This window comes from Bradyrhizobium quebecense, assembly GCF_013373795.3.
In the GTDB taxonomy this organism is placed as follows: Bacteria; Pseudomonadota; Alphaproteobacteria; order Rhizobiales; family Xanthobacteraceae; genus Bradyrhizobium; species Bradyrhizobium quebecense.
This window is the reverse complement of the sequence record NZ_CP088023.1, coordinates 49,185-63,892: the sequence shown is the minus strand read 5'-3', so window position 1 is coordinate 63,892 and position 14,708 is coordinate 49,185. Positions and strand designations below refer to the sequence as shown.

11 protein-coding genes and 4 pseudogenes are annotated in these 14,708 nt (G+C 62.9%); 8 read left to right on the top strand and 7 right to left on the bottom strand.

Annotation, left to right across the window (positions count from 1 at the left end; translation table 11 throughout):
* Window positions 1-174: 174 nt before the first annotated feature.
* Together HU230_RS41685 and HU230_RS41680 are read right to left on the bottom strand one after the other, a co-directional pair.
* A pseudogene (locus tag HU230_RS41685) lies at window positions 175-360 on the bottom strand (transposase); the annotation flags it as partial.
* Window positions 357-1,160 carry a glycoside hydrolase family 108 protein gene (locus HU230_RS41680; RefSeq protein ID WP_176535433.1) on the bottom strand — a complete coding sequence of 268 codons (804 nt, stop codon included), beginning with the start codon at window positions 1,158-1,160 and terminating at the stop codon, window positions 357-359. The gene HU230_RS41680 and the pseudogene HU230_RS41685, both read right to left, overlap by 4 nt.
* A 144-nt stretch (window positions 1,161-1,304) precedes the next feature.
* Here HU230_RS41680 and HU230_RS41675 point away from each other — a divergent pair.
* Window positions 1,305-1,972, top strand: a pseudogene (locus tag HU230_RS41675) (IS5 family transposase); the annotation flags it as partial.
* Between the two features lie 870 nt (window positions 1,973-2,842).
* On the opposite strand, the gene HU230_RS41670 reads toward HU230_RS41675, so the two are convergent.
* Complete coding sequence (locus HU230_RS41670; protein ID WP_234633917.1) at window positions 2,843-3,124, bottom strand: class I SAM-dependent methyltransferase; 282 nt, start codon at window positions 3,122-3,124, stop codon at window positions 2,843-2,845.
* A 204-nt stretch (window positions 3,125-3,328) separates the two neighbouring features.
* On the opposite strand from HU230_RS41670, the gene HU230_RS41665 reads away from it, so the two are divergent.
* Complete coding sequence (locus HU230_RS41665) at window positions 3,329-4,171, top strand: IS5 family transposase (RefSeq protein ID WP_176535347.1); 843 nt, start codon at window positions 3,329-3,331, stop codon at window positions 4,169-4,171.
* Between the two features lie 104 nt (window positions 4,172-4,275).
* The gene (locus HU230_RS41660) at window positions 4,276-5,619 is read left to right on the top strand and encodes an IS1380 family transposase (protein WP_176535387.1); all 1,344 of its coding nucleotides are present in this window, start codon (window positions 4,276-4,278) and stop codon (window positions 5,617-5,619) included.
* A 181-nt stretch (window positions 5,620-5,800) separates the two neighbouring features.
* On the opposite strand, the pseudogene HU230_RS41655 reads toward HU230_RS41660, so the two are convergent.
* A pseudogene (locus tag HU230_RS41655) lies at window positions 5,801-5,878 on the bottom strand (conjugal transfer protein TraC); the annotation flags it as partial.
* Window positions 5,879-6,154: 276 nt separating this feature from the next.
* Here HU230_RS41655 and traA point away from each other — a divergent pair.
* The 4 genes from traA to HU230_RS41635 all read left to right on the top strand — a co-directional run bounded on the left by traA (window position 6,155) and on the right by HU230_RS41635 (window position 11,229).
* Window positions 6,155-9,460 carry a Ti-type conjugative transfer relaxase TraA gene (gene traA / locus HU230_RS41650; RefSeq protein WP_176535431.1) on the top strand — a complete coding sequence of 1,102 codons (3,306 nt, stop codon included), beginning with the start codon at window positions 6,155-6,157 and terminating at the stop codon, window positions 9,458-9,460.
* Between the two features lie 95 nt (window positions 9,461-9,555).
* A complete protein-coding gene (traF, locus tag HU230_RS41645) occupies window positions 9,556-10,059 on the top strand; it encodes a conjugative transfer signal peptidase TraF (protein ID WP_234633915.1) in 504 nt (167 codons plus the stop codon).
* 76 nt (window positions 10,060-10,135) lie between these two features.
* Window positions 10,136-10,603: a nitrilase-related carbon-nitrogen hydrolase gene (locus HU230_RS41640; protein WP_321576698.1), complete on the top strand. Its 468-nt coding sequence runs from the start codon at window positions 10,136-10,138 to the stop codon at window positions 10,601-10,603.
* Window positions 10,604-10,617: 14 nt separating this feature from the next.
* Window positions 10,618-11,229 (top strand): TraH family protein, encoded by a 612-nt coding sequence (locus HU230_RS41635; RefSeq protein WP_166107082.1) that lies wholly within the window; start codon window positions 10,618-10,620, stop codon window positions 11,227-11,229.
* A gap of 31 nt (window positions 11,230-11,260) precedes the next feature.
* Here the strand turns inward: HU230_RS41635 and HU230_RS41630 are convergent, their stop codons facing one another.
* The 3 genes and pseudogenes from HU230_RS41630 to HU230_RS41620 all read right to left on the bottom strand — a co-directional run bounded on the left by HU230_RS41630 (window position 11,261) and on the right by HU230_RS41620 (window position 14,142).
* A complete protein-coding gene (locus HU230_RS41630; protein ID WP_166107305.1) occupies window positions 11,261-11,647 on the bottom strand; it encodes a type II toxin-antitoxin system VapC family toxin in 387 nt (128 codons plus the stop codon).
* Window positions 11,644-12,866, bottom strand: a pseudogene (locus HU230_RS41625) (IS256 family transposase). The gene HU230_RS41630 and the pseudogene HU230_RS41625 overlap by 4 nt, the downstream one beginning before the upstream one ends.
* A 155-nt stretch (window positions 12,867-13,021) precedes the next feature.
* A protein-coding gene (locus HU230_RS41620; RefSeq protein ID WP_224944380.1) for an IS630 family transposase occupies window positions 13,022-14,142 on the bottom strand; the annotation gives its coding sequence in 2 pieces (ribosomal slippage) (window positions 13,022-13,878 and window positions 13,878-14,142; 1,122 coding nt in all).
* A 43-nt stretch (window positions 14,143-14,185) separates the two neighbouring features.
* Between HU230_RS41620 and HU230_RS41615 the strand changes: the two genes are divergently transcribed.
* On the top strand, window positions 14,186-14,473 hold the full coding sequence (locus HU230_RS41615; RefSeq protein WP_176535505.1) for a LexA family protein: 288 nt from the start codon (window positions 14,186-14,188) through the stop codon (window positions 14,471-14,473).
* Window positions 14,474-14,708: the final 235 nt, after the last annotated feature.

The following is a 14,708-nucleotide window of genomic DNA, read 5'->3' as shown; positions in this document are numbered from 1 at the left end:
GGAACGAGCGTCCCTCGCGTTGTCAAATCCACGCGCGAGTCTTGCTCATCCCGTCCACTTAAACGAGGTGGGGTTGTCGTACCGCTATCCGATCATCGACCAATCGCCCCGACTGCCGCCAGCCAGCTCTTAGCATGCCTCTGTCCCGCGCTCCGCGAGCTGCGCCTGCGTTGCCTGGCGACGCCAGAGAAACAACAGGCTTGGACTGATATCCTGCCGCCGCGCCACCGCGGACACGCTTGTCCCCGGAGCAAAACTCTTCGCAACAATCGCCGCCTTCGCGTCAGTCGACCAGCGCCGACGCCGGCCCGTCCCCGTGATGATCTCGATGCGCTGCAGCTCGAAAAACGAACTGCTCATCGAGCACCCACGGCCTCGTAAGCCAAGGCTCGCTCCTTATTGTGGCGGGCCTTGTTCCAGAGCACGACCGCGCTGATCATGAGAACAGCGACGATCCCAATCACGACCCAGTTGGGGCCGCGGCTTAGGATTGTATCGCCGCCGCCAAGCGCCACACCGGCGGACCAAGTCCACTTCGCGCTCTTCGTGTGGGCGACAGCCTTGTTTCGTGCAGCGATGCTATCGTTATTGATCTCCGCACGGTCTTCTTCCGTTAGCTTGCTGGCCCCGCGCGTCAGCCACAGGGCAACGGCTTTCGCTTCAACCTCAGCAATGCGCCGCGACCAGCCTCTCCCGAAAAAGTTGCTCGACGAAAGGGATTGCACAAAACCTCGCCGTTTGGCGCAAATCCGCAGGATGGTCGCTTTGCCGTTCGCGGCGATCGCCTTCGCAATCGTCTCGCTTCCGGCAAGGCCGTCCTGTTTCGCGCCGACTGCCGCTTGCAACCAGCGAACGCCTCGCCGAGGTCCGGACATTACGCCAGCGTCAAACGTCGCAAGATCGACACCGTAAGGGAGGCTCTCACCGCGCACTGGGTTCCAATAGTCTCTTTCATAAATTGACTCTGCATCAGCAAGCGTCAGGTTTTTGATGTCGAGAGTCGGATATGCATGAGCGGCGATCCCGTATTTCGTTCCTTTCAAAACTCCGACACCGCGCTTCTTGCCAGTCCAATTCCCCCGATCATTTGGATCGTTCGAGTATCCACCTTCATATTTGAGAGTTACGGCCAGACACGATGGTAAACGTCCGATTGCCATAGCAGTTTTCCCAACGGAAATTTCGTCGCGGAGACTCTTAGAGAGCAGACCGGCATACTCTCATCACACGGTCTCGTTGTTAAGATCAGCGAATGTTTGTTGCTTCGCGCGAAGGGCGGCTTTCTCATCCGACCGCCCGCTTGCGGCGCGCGCTGGCGCGATTGCCCGCCCGACTATGGTCCTTACACCACGATCTACAATCGTTTCAATCGGTGGGCTGAGCGCGGACATTGGCAGGCGATCTTTGAAGCGCTCGCCCGCTGCGGCAAGGACGGCGTGACTCTGTCCATCGACTCCACTTCGATCAAAGCGCATCGCTCGACGAGCGGTGGAAAAGGGGGAGAATGAACAGGCGATCGGCCGCTCGCGCGATGGGCGGGCCACGAAAATCCACGCGCTGAGCAACTCTGATTGCAAACCTTGCGCATTTCATCTCACTCCAGACGCAAATATTGCCGCAGGACCAGCCCTTTTGAAGCTGCGCCGCCGATGTCTACCCTCATTGGGGATAAAGGCTGCGATGGCGACGGCTTTCGCGCCGAAATCGTCAATCGCGGCGCGAAGCCCGTCATTCCCAACAAATCCAACAGGGTAACCCTCCACAGCTTCAGCAAACGCGCCCTACAAAGGGCGCAATGTCATCGAGCGCTGTTTCTGCCGGCTCAAGGATTTCAGGCGCGTCGCAACTCGCTACGACAAACTTGCCAAAACTTTCTTTGGCTGCCATCCACCTCGCCGCCATCGTTGCCTATTGGATCAATCGAATCGGAACCCTAGAGGTACGCATCGCCGCGCGGTCGTGTTGCTCGTAAGGCACAGTGGCTGGACCCGTCCGCGCCGTCCGTTGGACCTCACCCAAAGTAATAACCGAGTGTGCCCAGACCATAGACGAGTCTACGCTTCGTCTGCCGCCACGACCACACGTTTGCCCCAATCAGAGTGACACTTTGCGTGGCTAGGATTCTGATGCGAATCTCCGCTCGTTCGGGCGTCCAGGAAATCGTGAGCCCCGAAAAAGGCGCCGCGATCTCCACGACGACCTGACGTGCCATCGTTGATTTCGGAGACGATCCTAGGGCACGCTTGTGTTAGGTGACAACCGATACCTCGTCCAATGGGGCGCATTGGGGCCGGTCAAGATGTGTACTCCTCGGCTAGAACGGGCGAGATCCAGTCGCAGGCCACTTGTAACGCCTCCCTGGCGAGCGGGCCGAGACTGGCTTGCCGTCCAAGGTAGCGCGACGCGATCCTGTGGACTTCGTTTCCGGCTGCAGAATGCTGGGTCCATGTGCCTTCTCCGAGTTCGCGATGAAGCTAGCGATACACAGACAATAGCATTCAAAAGAAAGCGGCAGGCGTGAATAGCGCGCTAAAAGGTGCTCCGGCCAGACACACTGACGAGCCACGCGCGGTCATCGTGAGAAATCAATCGAGCTTACGCCGGTGCAAGAACCTCAGCCCCCTTCTCACCAGCCCCATGATCTTACGGGATCATTTCGATCGGTCTTGAGCGGCATGGCGCGAAAGCGCCGCGCTTACCAAATTGACGGCGTATATGAGTGCGCGTTTTCATTTAGGGCGGGTCGGCCCCGCCATTTTGATCAAGAGCCGGCATGCCGGCTTGCTGCGCAACAGCCTTCAGAATTTTGAGCGGACACCGGCGTTAGCCGGAGGAGCGATGCCTAGTCAGAGACATTTGAGTGGTGCTGTAGGTAAGACACAATGTCGTAGCCCCAATCTACTGTAACGAGCGCTCCGTCTTTCGAGACGGGATTACCGTGATACTGGGGTTCGGCATGGTGAACGATCTTTCCATCGACGAGCGCAGCCCTTCGTTTTGACGGCCTGTTCTTCAGCAAGATCGGGACAGTACTTATGAAGGCGCCTCCTTCTTTTAGCGTCCTTGCGATTTCCTGGATTGCCAAGTCAGGTCGGAATATGTGCTCGAAGACGTCCTGGGTGATGACTATGTCGAAGATGCCATCACCAAAGGTCTGCGCCTGAAGGTCTTCCGACCGGTAATTCTTCGTCGGGTGTGTCGAACCAAATCGAATGTCTAGCCCGTCTTATTCGCGAGAGGGCGCCTGAGTGTCCGACCGAAAAATAAGTTGAGTGATATCAGCGAGTTCTGGTTCCATTGGTGTTGCGAAGCATCAAAGGGATCGAGAATGTGGACTGATATCACCCGGGCACAGTTTGCCCGAGAGGAGCTGCGTTTGCCAAGCGACTTGACGGATGCGGAATGGGGCGTGCTGGAGAGGTTGCTTCCTGTGCGGGCCAAGCGCGGGCGGCGCCCGAAATGGAGCTATCGCGACATCGTCGAGGCAGTGCTCTATCTGCTGCGCGGCGGGTTGCCGTGGCGCATGCTGCCGCCCACTCTGTTTCCACCAATGACCACGGTGCAGTACTATTTCTACCAATGGCGCGACAGCGGATTGTGGCAATCGATCAACCACGCACTCCTGATGCTGGCGCGCGAGGCGATCGGCCGGGAGGCCTCGCCGACGGCCGGCGTGATCGACAGCCAATCGGTCAAGACCACGGAAAGTGGCGGCCCTCGCGGCTACGACGCGGGAAAGAAGATCAAGGGTCGAAAGCGGCACATCGTCACCGACACCCAAGGGCTCCTGGTCGGAGCGATCGTTCACGCTGCCGACGTCCAGGATCGCGATGGCGCGCCGGATGTCCTGTGCAGCATTCGCTACCGCTTCCCCTGGCTGCGCCATATTTTTGCCGATGGCGGCTATGCCGGCGAAAAGCTCAAGGCGGTGCTGGTAAAGATCGGCCGGTGGACTGTCGAGATCATCAAGCGCTCCGATGCCGCACAGGGCTTCGAGGTGCTTCCGCGCCGCTGGGTGGTCGAACGAACCTTCGCCTGGCTCGGCCGCAACCGCAGATTGGCCAAGGACTTCGAGCGAACCATCGAAAGCGCAACTGCCTGGCTCTTCCTCGCCTCTGTCCAACTCATGACAAGGCGCATCGCAGCGATAAAAACAGAAATGCAATTTTGAGTCAGACTCTGAGAGGCTGGCGAGCGTGGTGTAAAGCGCTGATGCGGCGTAGGATTCGGTTGCGAAGCCAACCCCATCACCTCAACCGCGAACGCACGCCCGCCATGACCGATGATACGATTCTGCCCTTCTCGTTTCCAGCCGTTCACGCCAAGAAAGTCACAGCTGCCTTCGATGGTGGACGCCTAACCTCGAATGGGGGCGTGATGCTTCTGGCGATGGCCGAGCGGCGTCTCGGTTTGGCCGACAATTTGGCCCGGGTGTTCCCGGATCGGCGCGATCCGACGCGGGTCGTGCACAGCCTTGTCGATATGTTCCGCGCGCGCATGTTCGCGATCTGCTGCGGCTACGAGGACGCCGACGACCTCGATCATCTGCGGTCCGATCCCGCATTCAAGCTGGCCTGCGGACGGCTGCCGGACAGCGGTCGCGATCTGTGTTCCCAACCGACGCTGTCGCGCCTGGAGAATGCTCCGCGTCTGCGCGACGTGATCCGACTGACCTACACTTTGGTCGACGCATGGATGGATAGCTACCCGCGCGAGCCGGTATCCGTCACGCTCGACATCGATGATACCTGCGATGTCGTCCACGGCCATCAGCAGCTCTCGCTGTTCAACGCTCATTATGACGAACGCTGCTTCCTGCCGATCCACGTCTACGACACGGAGAAGAGCCGGCCCGTGGCGGTCGTGCTGCGGCCCGGCAAGACGCCGGGCGGCGTCGAGGTGCGTGCCCATCTGCGCCGCCTGATACGGCATATCCGGACGCGGTGGCACAAGACGCGAATTACGTTCCGAGGCGACGGGCACTATGCTCGGCCGGAGGCGATGACGTGGTGCGAGAACAACGGCATCGACTACATCTTCGGTCTGTCCGGTACCAAGCCTCTCGCCAGAAAAGTCGACGAGGTCGCCGACGATATCCGCACCCGACGCGCCATCGAGAACCTAGCTGTTCTGCGCGGCTATACCGAGACGCGCCACAAGGCAAAGTCCTGGGATCGCGAACGGCGCACCGTCGCCCGTATTGAGGCGACGATGCTCGGCCTCGACATCCGCTTCGTCGTCACCAGCCTCGATGTCGGCTCGGCCGAGTGGATCTACGACAGCCTGTATTGCGCGCGCGGCCAAGCCGAAAATCTGATCAAGCTGCATAAGACGCAGCTCGCCTCCGATCGCACCAGTTGCCGTTCGGCGCTCGCCAACCAGGTCCGTCTCGTTCTCCACACCGCCGCTTATTGGTTGATGCTTACCGTGCGCGGCGCCATTCCCAAAGTCCGCGAATTGGCCACTGCCGAGTTCGCGACGCTGCGTCTTCGTCTCTTGAAAATCGCAGCCCGGGTCGTCGAAACCGCGAGCCGCATTCGCCTTGCGTTCGCCGCGGCATGCCCCGAAGCCGACCTCTTCCGCAGCTTGCCCGGCGCGCTGCTCCCGCTCGGCCCGTAACCGACCGGGCCTGCGCCCGCTCACCCGCCCCACTCCTCCAACGCGTACAAAACAGCTTGATGTAGAACCCGGTGACAAAAGGCCGGACGGTCACCCACGCCAGCCGCCAGCCCCCGTCAGACGTCAAGAACGACCGTGCTCTCGTGAATAGATCGGGCTAGATCCCATTGCGTCCCGACGTATCGCGTGTCTCTGCGGCCTTCAACTGTTCCTGGAGGCGAGTGATTTCTTCGCGGATCTTCGACGACGGTTTCTTCATTTTCGGTTGAGCCTCCGTGCTGGGCAGTGTTGCGGGACTGCGCGGAGGATTTCGGAAGTCGCTGGCCCGAGCGACTAATAAAAAAGCTAGTCGGCAAAGCCGACGCCGCTTGAGATCATCCCGGCCGCTCGATGAGAGCGGTCCAAGGGCGCAGTAATACGTCGCATCCGCGACGTCCTGTTTTCCCGCCTGCCGGGGTGTCCCACCCTGGCGTGGCCCTGCCGCCGCCCCCGACGAGCATCTGTGTTCCGCCCTCGTCCGGGAGATCGCGCCGCCTTGGCCATCACGCATTTCACGCCCCAGCTCATTTCGCGCGGTTCCGGCCGCAGCGCCGTGCTGTCGGCAGCGTACCGGCACTGCGCGCGCATGGAGCATCAGGCGGAGGGGCGGACCGTCGACTATTCCACCAAGCGGGGCCTGCGGCATGAGGAATTCCTGTTGCCGCCGGATGGCCCACAATGGGCGCGTGAGCTGATCGCCGACCGCTCGGTCGCCGGCGCCGCCGAGGCGTTCTGGAACGCAATCGAGGCTTTCGAGAAACGCTCCGATGCGCAGCTCGCGAAGGAATTCATCATCGCCCTGCCGGTCGAACTCACCGTCGACCAGAACATCGCCCTGGTGCGGGAGTTCGTCGCAACCCAGGTCCTCGCGCGCGGACAGGTCGCCGACTGGGTTTTCCATGACGAGCCCGGCAATCCGCACATCCATCTGATGACCACTCTTCGCCCTCTCGGCGACAACGGATTTGGGCCGAAGAAGGTGCCGGTCATCGGTGATGATGGCGCACCCCTGCGCAACGATTTCGGCAAGATCGTTTACCGGCTTTGGTCGGGAGAGAAGGCCGAGTTCCTCGAGCAACGCGAAGGCTGGCTCGACCTTCAGAACAAGCATCTGGCGCTCGCCGGCCTCGAGATCCGCGTCGATGGCCGCTCCTATGCCGAGCGCGGCATCGATCTTGCCCCGACGACGCATATCGGCGTGTCGACCAAGGCGATCGACCGGAAAGGAAAGAAGGCGGGCTGGTCCCCGAAGCTCGAGCGTATCGCGCTCCACGAAGAACGAAAGGCCGACAACCGTGAGCGGATGCTGCGGCGTCCTGAGATCGTGCTCGATCTCGTCACGCGCGAGCTGAGCGTCTTCACCGAGCGTGACATCGCCAGGGTGGTGCACCGCTATGTCGACGATGCCGGAACTTTCCAGCATCTGATGGCGCGTATCCTCCAGAACCCGGATGTGCTGCGGCTGGAGGGCGAGCGCATCGCGCTTGAGACCGGAATCCGCGAGCCCGCCAAATACACGACGCGCGAGCTCATCAGGCTCGAAGCCGAGATGGCGCATCGCGCCGTCTGGCTTGCCGGCCGATCCTCGCATGGCGTCCGGGAGAAAGTGCTGGCGGCGGCCTTCGAGCGTCATGACCGTCTGTCGGAAGAGCAGCGCGTCGCGATCGCGCATGTCGCCGGTGAGGGGCGGATCGCGGCTGTGGTCGGGCGCGCCGGCGCCGGCAAGACCACCATGATGAAGGCGGCGCGCGAAGTGTGGGAAGCGGCCGGCTATCGTGTGGTCGGCGGCGCGCTTGCCGGCAAGGCGTCCGAGGGATTGGAGAAGGAAGCAGGCATCGCCTCGCGCACGCTGGCCTCGTGGGAGCTTGCCTGGTCGAACGGGCGCGAGCAACTCGACGACAAGACCATCTTTGTCCTCGACGAGGCCGGCATGGTGTCGTCGCGGCAGATGGCGCTGTTCGTCGAAGCGGTTGTGAAGACCGGCGCTAAACTGGTGCTCGTCGGCGACCCCGATCAGCTTCAACCGATCGAGGCCGGTGCTGCGTTCCGCGCCATCGTGGCGCGCACCGGCTATGCCGAACTCAAAACCATCTATCGCCAGCGCGCGCAATGGATGCGCGATGCCTCGCTCGATCTCGCGCGGGGCCGCGTTGCCGAGGCGCTGCAGGCCTATGGCGCGAACGGCAAGCTGGAAGCGCGCAAGTTCAAGGCGCAAGCCGTCACGGCGCTGATCGAGGACTGGAACCGCGACTACGATCCGGCGAAATCCATCCTGATCCTCGCCCATCTCCGGCGCGATGTCCGCGCCCTCAACAACATGGCGCGGGCGAAGCTGATCGAGCGCGGCCTCGTCGAGGATGGTCAGGCGTTCTGCACTGAGGACGGCCAGCGCAAGTTCTCGGCCGGCGACCAGATCGTCTTCCTGAAGAACGAGGGGTCGCTCGGCGTCAAGAACGGCATGATCGCGCGTGTCATCGAGGCGCGGTCGGGCTGGTTCGCGGCGATAATCGGCGAGGGCGAACGCCAGCGCCGCGTCGAGGTCGACCAGCGCTTCTATGCGAACGTCGACCATGGTTATGCCACCACGATCCACAAGAGCCAGGGCGCGACCGTCGACCGGGTGAAGGTGCTCGCCACGCTCTCGCTCGACCGGCATCTTGCCTATGTCGCGCTGACCCGCCATCGCGAGAATGTCGCTCTCTATTACGGGGCGATTTCCTTCGGAAAGGCCGGCGGGCTCACCAAGATCCTGTCGCAGAGCCGGGCGAAAGAAACCACCCTCGATTATGAGCGCGGCCCTTCCTATCGCGCCGCGCTGCGCTTTGCCGAAGCGCGCGGTCTCCATCTCATGCGTGTCGCCCGCACCCTCGTCGCCGACAAGGTTCGTTGGACCGTCCGGCAGAGCTCGAGGCTCGCCGATCTCGGAGCGCGGCTCCTCGCGCTCGGCGCCCGGCTTGGCCTCGGCGCAGCTCGGAAACAGACGATTCCCAACGGCACAAAGGAGGCAAGGCCGATGGTCGCCGGCATCACCACATTCGCCAAATCGATCGACCAGGTTGTCGAGGACAAGCTCGCCGCCGATCCCGCCTTGAAGAAGCAATGGGAGGAGATCTCGACCCGCTTCCGCTTCGTCTTCGCCGATCCCGAAGCCTCGTTCCGCAAGGTCGATATCGACAGCATGCTGAAGGACAAGGCGACTGCGCAATCCACCCTGTCGAAACTCGCGGAGAAGCCCGACAGCTTCGGTGCGCTGAAGGGCAAAACCGGCCTTCTGGCCAGCCGTGCCGACAAGCAGGACAGGCAGCGGGCGGACCTCAACGTGCCGGCGCTCGCCCGTGATCTTGAGCGGTTCTTGCGGCTGCGCTCGGAGGCGGAACATCGTTACGAGGCGGAGGAGCGCGCCGCTCGGCTGAAGGTCGCTGTCGACATTCCGGCGCTGTCGCCGTCGGCGAAGCAGACACTCGAGCGCATCCGCGACGCCATCGATCGGAACGACCTGCCCTCTGCCCTGGAGTTCGCGCTCGAGGACAAGATGATCGAGGCGGAGCTGGAAGGTTTTGCGCGTGCCGTGTCCGAGCGGTTCGGCGAGCGCGCCCTCGTCGGCCTCTCGGCCAAGGATGCCGACGGCAAGGTTTTCGAGGCGATTTCCGGCGGGACGAACGCCGCGCAGAAGGAGGAGCTCAAAGCCGCCTGGCCCGATCTGAGAACCGCGCAGCAGCTCGCGGCTCAGCAGCGAACCGCGGAGGCGCAGAAAGAAGCCGACATCCTTCGGCAGGCGCGGCGTCCGGGGTTGTCGCTGTGATGACCTCGACCGCCGAGCGGCGATCGGAGCCGTCAGGGTCGGATGCCGCGACCAGAAGGAAAGGCTGTGTTCAGCGTCGGCGAGCATCCGCGATCATGGCGGCCGGCGGCGTGGCGATGATTGCGATCGCCGGCATCGCCTGGCTCGGCGGCTTGCGCCTCAACCTGACGCCAAGCGAGCCGCTCGGGCTGTGGCGGATCGTGCCGATCGATCGGCAAGTCGTCGCCGGCGATCTCGTGTTCGTCTGTCCGCCGCCTGGGCCGGTTTCCGTCTTCGGCCTCGAGCGCGGATACTTTCGGCGGGGGCCATGCTCCGGCGGCGCCGCGCCGCTCATCAAGACTGTCGGTGCGCTCTCGGGTGCGCGCATCGACATCGGCGCCGTGGTCATGATCGACGGCGTGCTTCTGCCCCGATTGCGCCTCAGCCCCGTCGACGGTCAGGGACGACCGCTTCCGCCTTGGGCGGGGGGCGTCGTTCCGCCCGGCAATTTCTTCCTTCACTCCACTTTCGCAGGTTCCTATGACTCGAGGTATTTTGGGCCGGTTCCGGAGGCCGGTCTCCTCGGCCTGGCGCGGCCGGTCCTCACTTTCGATCCCTGATCGCCGGCGCGCGCTCCTTCTCGCCGTCGCGGCGCTCCTCGTCGGCTGGATCGGTTGGAGCGGGGATGTCCTCGCATTGCCGCTCGCGATGCTGTTTCCAGCGCTCTGGGCGTGGTCGCAGGATCGTGCCGCGTCGGTGGCGATGGGATATTTCCTGGCGGCTTCGCGTGGCTTGCGCCAGGGCGTTGCGAGCTTCTTCGGTGCGTCGGTCTGGGCCGGCATTTTGCTGTGGGGCGCAGCGTCCGTCTGCTTCGTCGCGGTCCATGCCGTCCTATGGAGTCCCCGGCCGGGAAGCCAGAAGGCGTTCTGCTATCTGATCACGGCCGTGCTGATGGCGGTTCCGCCCTTCGGCATCGTCGGATGGGCGCATCCGATCAGGGCGGCCGGCGTGTTGTTTCCCGGATGGGGATGGTGGGGGCTTGCGGCGACCGCAACTGGCCTGCTCGTCATGACGACGAAGGCTTGGCCAGTGGCCGCCATTGCCCTGGCCGATGCTTGGGCCCGGCTGTTCGGTCTTCCCCGCGTCACCGTCTTCAACCTCTGAACAGGAATTCGCCCATGGCCGTTGATGCCGATCTCATCCAGAAATGTGCCGATCCCACCCTAAAACCCGCCATCGTCGAGAAATTCTTGCATGCCGCGGGAGCGCCCGATCCGCTTGCCGTGATGGTGCGCAGCGGCGATCGCATCATCCTGCTGCCGCCGGTCAAAACCCCGGAGGAGGCGCTCGAACTCGCCCGCAGCCATATCGGTCGAGCCGTCGTGCGCGTCGGCATCACGCAGTATCCGGCCGGTCTCGGCGTGAAGGATCCGTCGGAGATGTCGCCGGATCTGTTCGACGCTTGCAAGAACATCCGCGCTGGCACGGCCCTCTTCGGCAAGGTCTGGCGGATCGTCTGGAAATGGTATGGCAATCCGACCGACGATAGCGTCATGTCACAGATGTTCGACGACGCGGTCGAGGCCTGGACGCGCGGGCAATTTGAGGGGACGGCGGTGTTTACCGCTCCCGATCCTGGCGGACCGAAGCCGCCGGAGCCGAAGCGGGAGGAGGCGTCTCAGCCGGCTGCGGCGGCACCATCACCGTCACCGCAGGAGCCGGCGCCCGGCGATCCCCACAAATCGGGCATCCGTATTGATCTGTCTGGCATCGGCGGGCGCGCTCCGTGAATGCAGTAGGACTCTGCGTATCCAGCGGAGACTATGCTGCCGCGATGTCTGTCAGGCTGAAATCATTGCCCTTGAACAAGAGCGGCTCGCCGGTGGCCTTCGCCAGAGCGTAGGAAAAGTAATCGTCATAGTTCAGGCCGGCTCTGTGCCGCCCTTTCCCGAAATCGAGGAAGGCCTGTCGGGCAAGTTCGCCGTGCTCGACCGTCACCGGCTCGACCGTGATGCCGGCTCGGCGGAAGAAGGCCTCGGCCTGCCGCATTCCTTCCGGGCCGAGCTGGTTCTCGATCACCATCGACAGCCCGACATGGTTCGCCACGCTGATGCGGCAGGCGTCGGCATCGTGAATGAGACGGGCGAAGGCTTCCGCTTCAGGTTCGCGGTAGAGGATCGCCACCATGGCCGAGGTGTCGATGATCATTTCGGCAGAGCGGCCTGGCGCTCGCAATTGTGCCGGGCGCGCCGTCGCGGTCGGAAGCCCTTGTTGGCCTCGATCATGCCGGCCGCGACCCATCGCAAGGCCATACCGGCATCCCGCCAGCGTTTGACGTTGCGCGTGACGCGGCGAATGGTGCCCATCATGTTCTCGGCGAGGTTGGTGCAGGCGAGCGATCGACGAAGCTCCTTCGGCAGCTTCAACCGGACGACAGTCAGGATTTCGTCGAGGCCTTCGAGGATGCTGGCCGCTACGCCGGGCCATTGCTGGTCGAGTCGACGCGCGAGATTGCGGATCAATTTTTCAGCCTTGTCGGCGTCATCGAGCTCCCAGGCCTGGCGCAGCACCCGACGGGTGGCCGCATGATGCTCTTTCGGCAGGCGTTCCATGATGTTGCGCGCCTTGTGGATCTGGCAGCGCTGGATCGCAGCGGCCGAACCGAAGGTGCGGCGGATCGCCTTCGACAACGCCTTCGCGCCGTCGGCGATGAACAGTGTTGGCACCGTCGGGTCGAGCCCGCGCGAGACCAGGTTGTCCAGCAGGGCTTGAACCGTGGCGGCATTCTCGGTCGCCCCTTCCACCAGCGCCAGCGGATGTTTGTTGCCTTCGCCGTCAACTCCGATCGCGGCGACCAGCACGAGATCGTCGCCGAGATGCAGCCCGTCGATTTGGATCACCAGAAGGTCGAGCGCGGACAGATCGGCAGCCATGAAGTCAGCCAGCCGCGCCGCCGACAGCGCTACGAACCTCCGCGAGGCCGCCGACTTCGAAACCCCGATCCGGGCGGTACCGGCACGTCACCTTCGGGCAGCCGGACGGCGCGGCCGAACCGGCGCGTCGACACATTGATCAGCATCAGGTTCATCGCCCAGCGACCGAGCCAATCCTCCTGCGCCGCCGTTTCCCAGCTCGGGATCGTGACCTCGCCGCCATCCACGCCCCGGACCCGCGGGCGCTCGACCTCGATCTTGCCGCCGTGGAAGCCGATCCGTCCCCGCGTTCGGCCCCAACGGTGCGCCGGCCGCGCCGCGTCGCGATCGTGGCGCGGCCCGCAGGCCGCCACAACATCCGCCTCCATCATCGTGCCGAGCGCCTCGATCCCTGCCGCAAGGCAGAACCGATCGAAGCTCGCCCGCACTTCCGCAAACGCTTCGTCCACCGCCCCGGTCGCCGGCCAACCAGCCGGTGTGATATCTCTCGTCATGGCGTTGCTCTCCTTTGTGGAATCAGCACCCCGAGCCTACCGGCTCAAGGTGGGCAACGCCGACCTCTTCAGAAATTCAACAGAACCCGGGACATCCCCCGAGCAGCTCATCCGGTCATCGCCAGACGAAGGCAGCTAGTACCTCGTCACAGTGATTATGACTCTTTGGAAGAGGCGGGATAGGCGCCTGCCATTTTGGCGCGAGCCTTGTCTGTTGTGAACATCCATTTGATGCGGGAGCGGGCGGCATTTCGTTGTCGTTCCCAGGCGGTGATTTCGCGGCCCAGTCGCTTGGAGTCGTCGATCCTGCGATCCAGGCACTGGCCTCGCAGGACGCCGATTTCGATCTCGACCATGTTGAGCCAACTTGCGTGCTTTGGGGTGTAGTGGAACTCGAGCCGTCGCAAAATCCGCCTGGCTTCGGCGGGCGGGAACGCCTGATAGAGGGCGCCGGCGGAGTGGGTCGATAAATGGTCCTGGACGACCCGGATGATCTCGGCGTCGGGATAATGGATGTCGACGAGATCACGCATGCATTGGGCGTAATCTCGTGCCGCTCGCCGCTCGGTGACCTTGACCTTGCGCCAGGGACGATGCACGTCGAAGAGAACGAAGAGATTGACCGTGCCATTGCGACGATACTCATAATCGTAACGTTCGAGGTGGCCGGGCTTGGCCGGAATGGGCTGACGCACCTCGCCGATGAGTTGCACCGGGCTTTCGTCGAAGCACACCACTGGCCGTCTGGAGTCGGGCACCTCGGCATAGAGGTCGAGCACATCCTCCATGCGGGCGACGTATTCGCCGCCGACCTGCGGAATGCACCACATGTCTTTGCGCCAGGGCTTGAGGCCATTCTCGGCCAGGCGCCGCCGAACCGTCTCGTGCGACAGGCTCTTGTGTTCGGTGAGCTTGACCATCGCAGCCGCCAGCAGCTTTAGCGTCCAGCGGGCACGGCCCTTTGGGGGACTGGCGCAGGCTGTCGCCACCAGCAAGGCTTCTTCCTTGCCGTGAGTTTGCATTCCGCCCCGGGACGCGGCTCTTCGCTCAGCGCCCGCTCCAGATTGCCTTCCACGAAGCGTCGCTTGGTCCGGTACACGGTCGAGCCGCTCACGACGACGCTCCTTGCGATCTCCTCGTCGCTGGTCCCAGCATCGGCGGCCAGCAAAATCTGCGCGCGCTTGAGCTTCCGGGACGCATGCTTGCCGCCGCTGAGCCGCGCCCTCAGTTCGGTGCGCTCGATTTGGCTGAGTTCGACCCGATAGCGTACATTCATGGCCTGCCTCCTCGTTCGAGGCACGCACGAACAACTGAATCGGATGGCCGGCGTGAGTCCTTCGGCAAAACCCTTCACGCCCGCGCAGGGGCAGTATCTGGCTTTTATCCACCTCTATACCCGGCTGCATCGCAGGCCCCCGGCCGAAACCGACATGCAGGAATATTTCCGCGTCAGCCCGCCTTCGGTCCACCAAATGATCGTAACTCTCGAACGAAACGGATGCATCCGTCGTCAACCCGGCGTCCCAAGGAGCATCGAAATTCTCGTGCCGCCGGAAAGCTTGCCGATCCTCGAATGGCTCGGAATAAAAACGTCAAAATCACTGTGATGAACCACTAGTTAGTGACCGGAGAAAACTGGGTGTCCAGTTTGTGTATCGTCTGAAAATCGCAATCTCGTATTCAAAGCGCACGCCCGGCAAAGCTTGTCGGATGATTCAGCACACTGGGCGGGCTCAGTGGATAGGAAGGATTGTTGCGGGCGGCCATTCAACATCGCCACTAAAACAACGGGTTCGACAAAAGGCGCGCGGCCGAACGCTATCGGGGGTTCGAATCCCTCCC

Bases quoted from the DNA above. Each gene is read 5' to 3' on its own strand.
- HU230_RS41635 (WP_166107082.1), top strand. From the start codon at position 10,618: ATGGCCGTTGATGCCGATCTCATCCAGAAATGTGCCGATCCCACCCTA.
- HU230_RS41630 (WP_166107305.1), bottom strand. From the start codon at position 11,647: ATGATCATCGACACCTCGGCCATGGTGGCGATCCTCTACCGCGAACCT.
- traF (WP_234633915.1), top strand. From the start codon at position 9,556: ATGGCGGCCGGCGGCGTGGCGATGATTGCGATCGCCGGCATCGCCTGG.
- HU230_RS41660 (WP_176535387.1), top strand. From the start codon at position 4,276: ATGACCGATGATACGATTCTGCCCTTCTCGTTTCCAGCCGTTCACGCC.
- HU230_RS41680 (WP_176535433.1), bottom strand. From the start codon at position 1,160: ATGGCAATCGGACGTTTACCATCGTGTCTGGCCGTAACTCTCAAATAT.
- HU230_RS41665 (WP_176535347.1), top strand. From the start codon at position 3,329: ATGTGGACTGATATCACCCGGGCACAGTTTGCCCGAGAGGAGCTGCGT.
- HU230_RS41615 (WP_176535505.1), top strand. From the start codon at position 14,186: ATGGCCGGCGTGAGTCCTTCGGCAAAACCCTTCACGCCCGCGCAGGGG.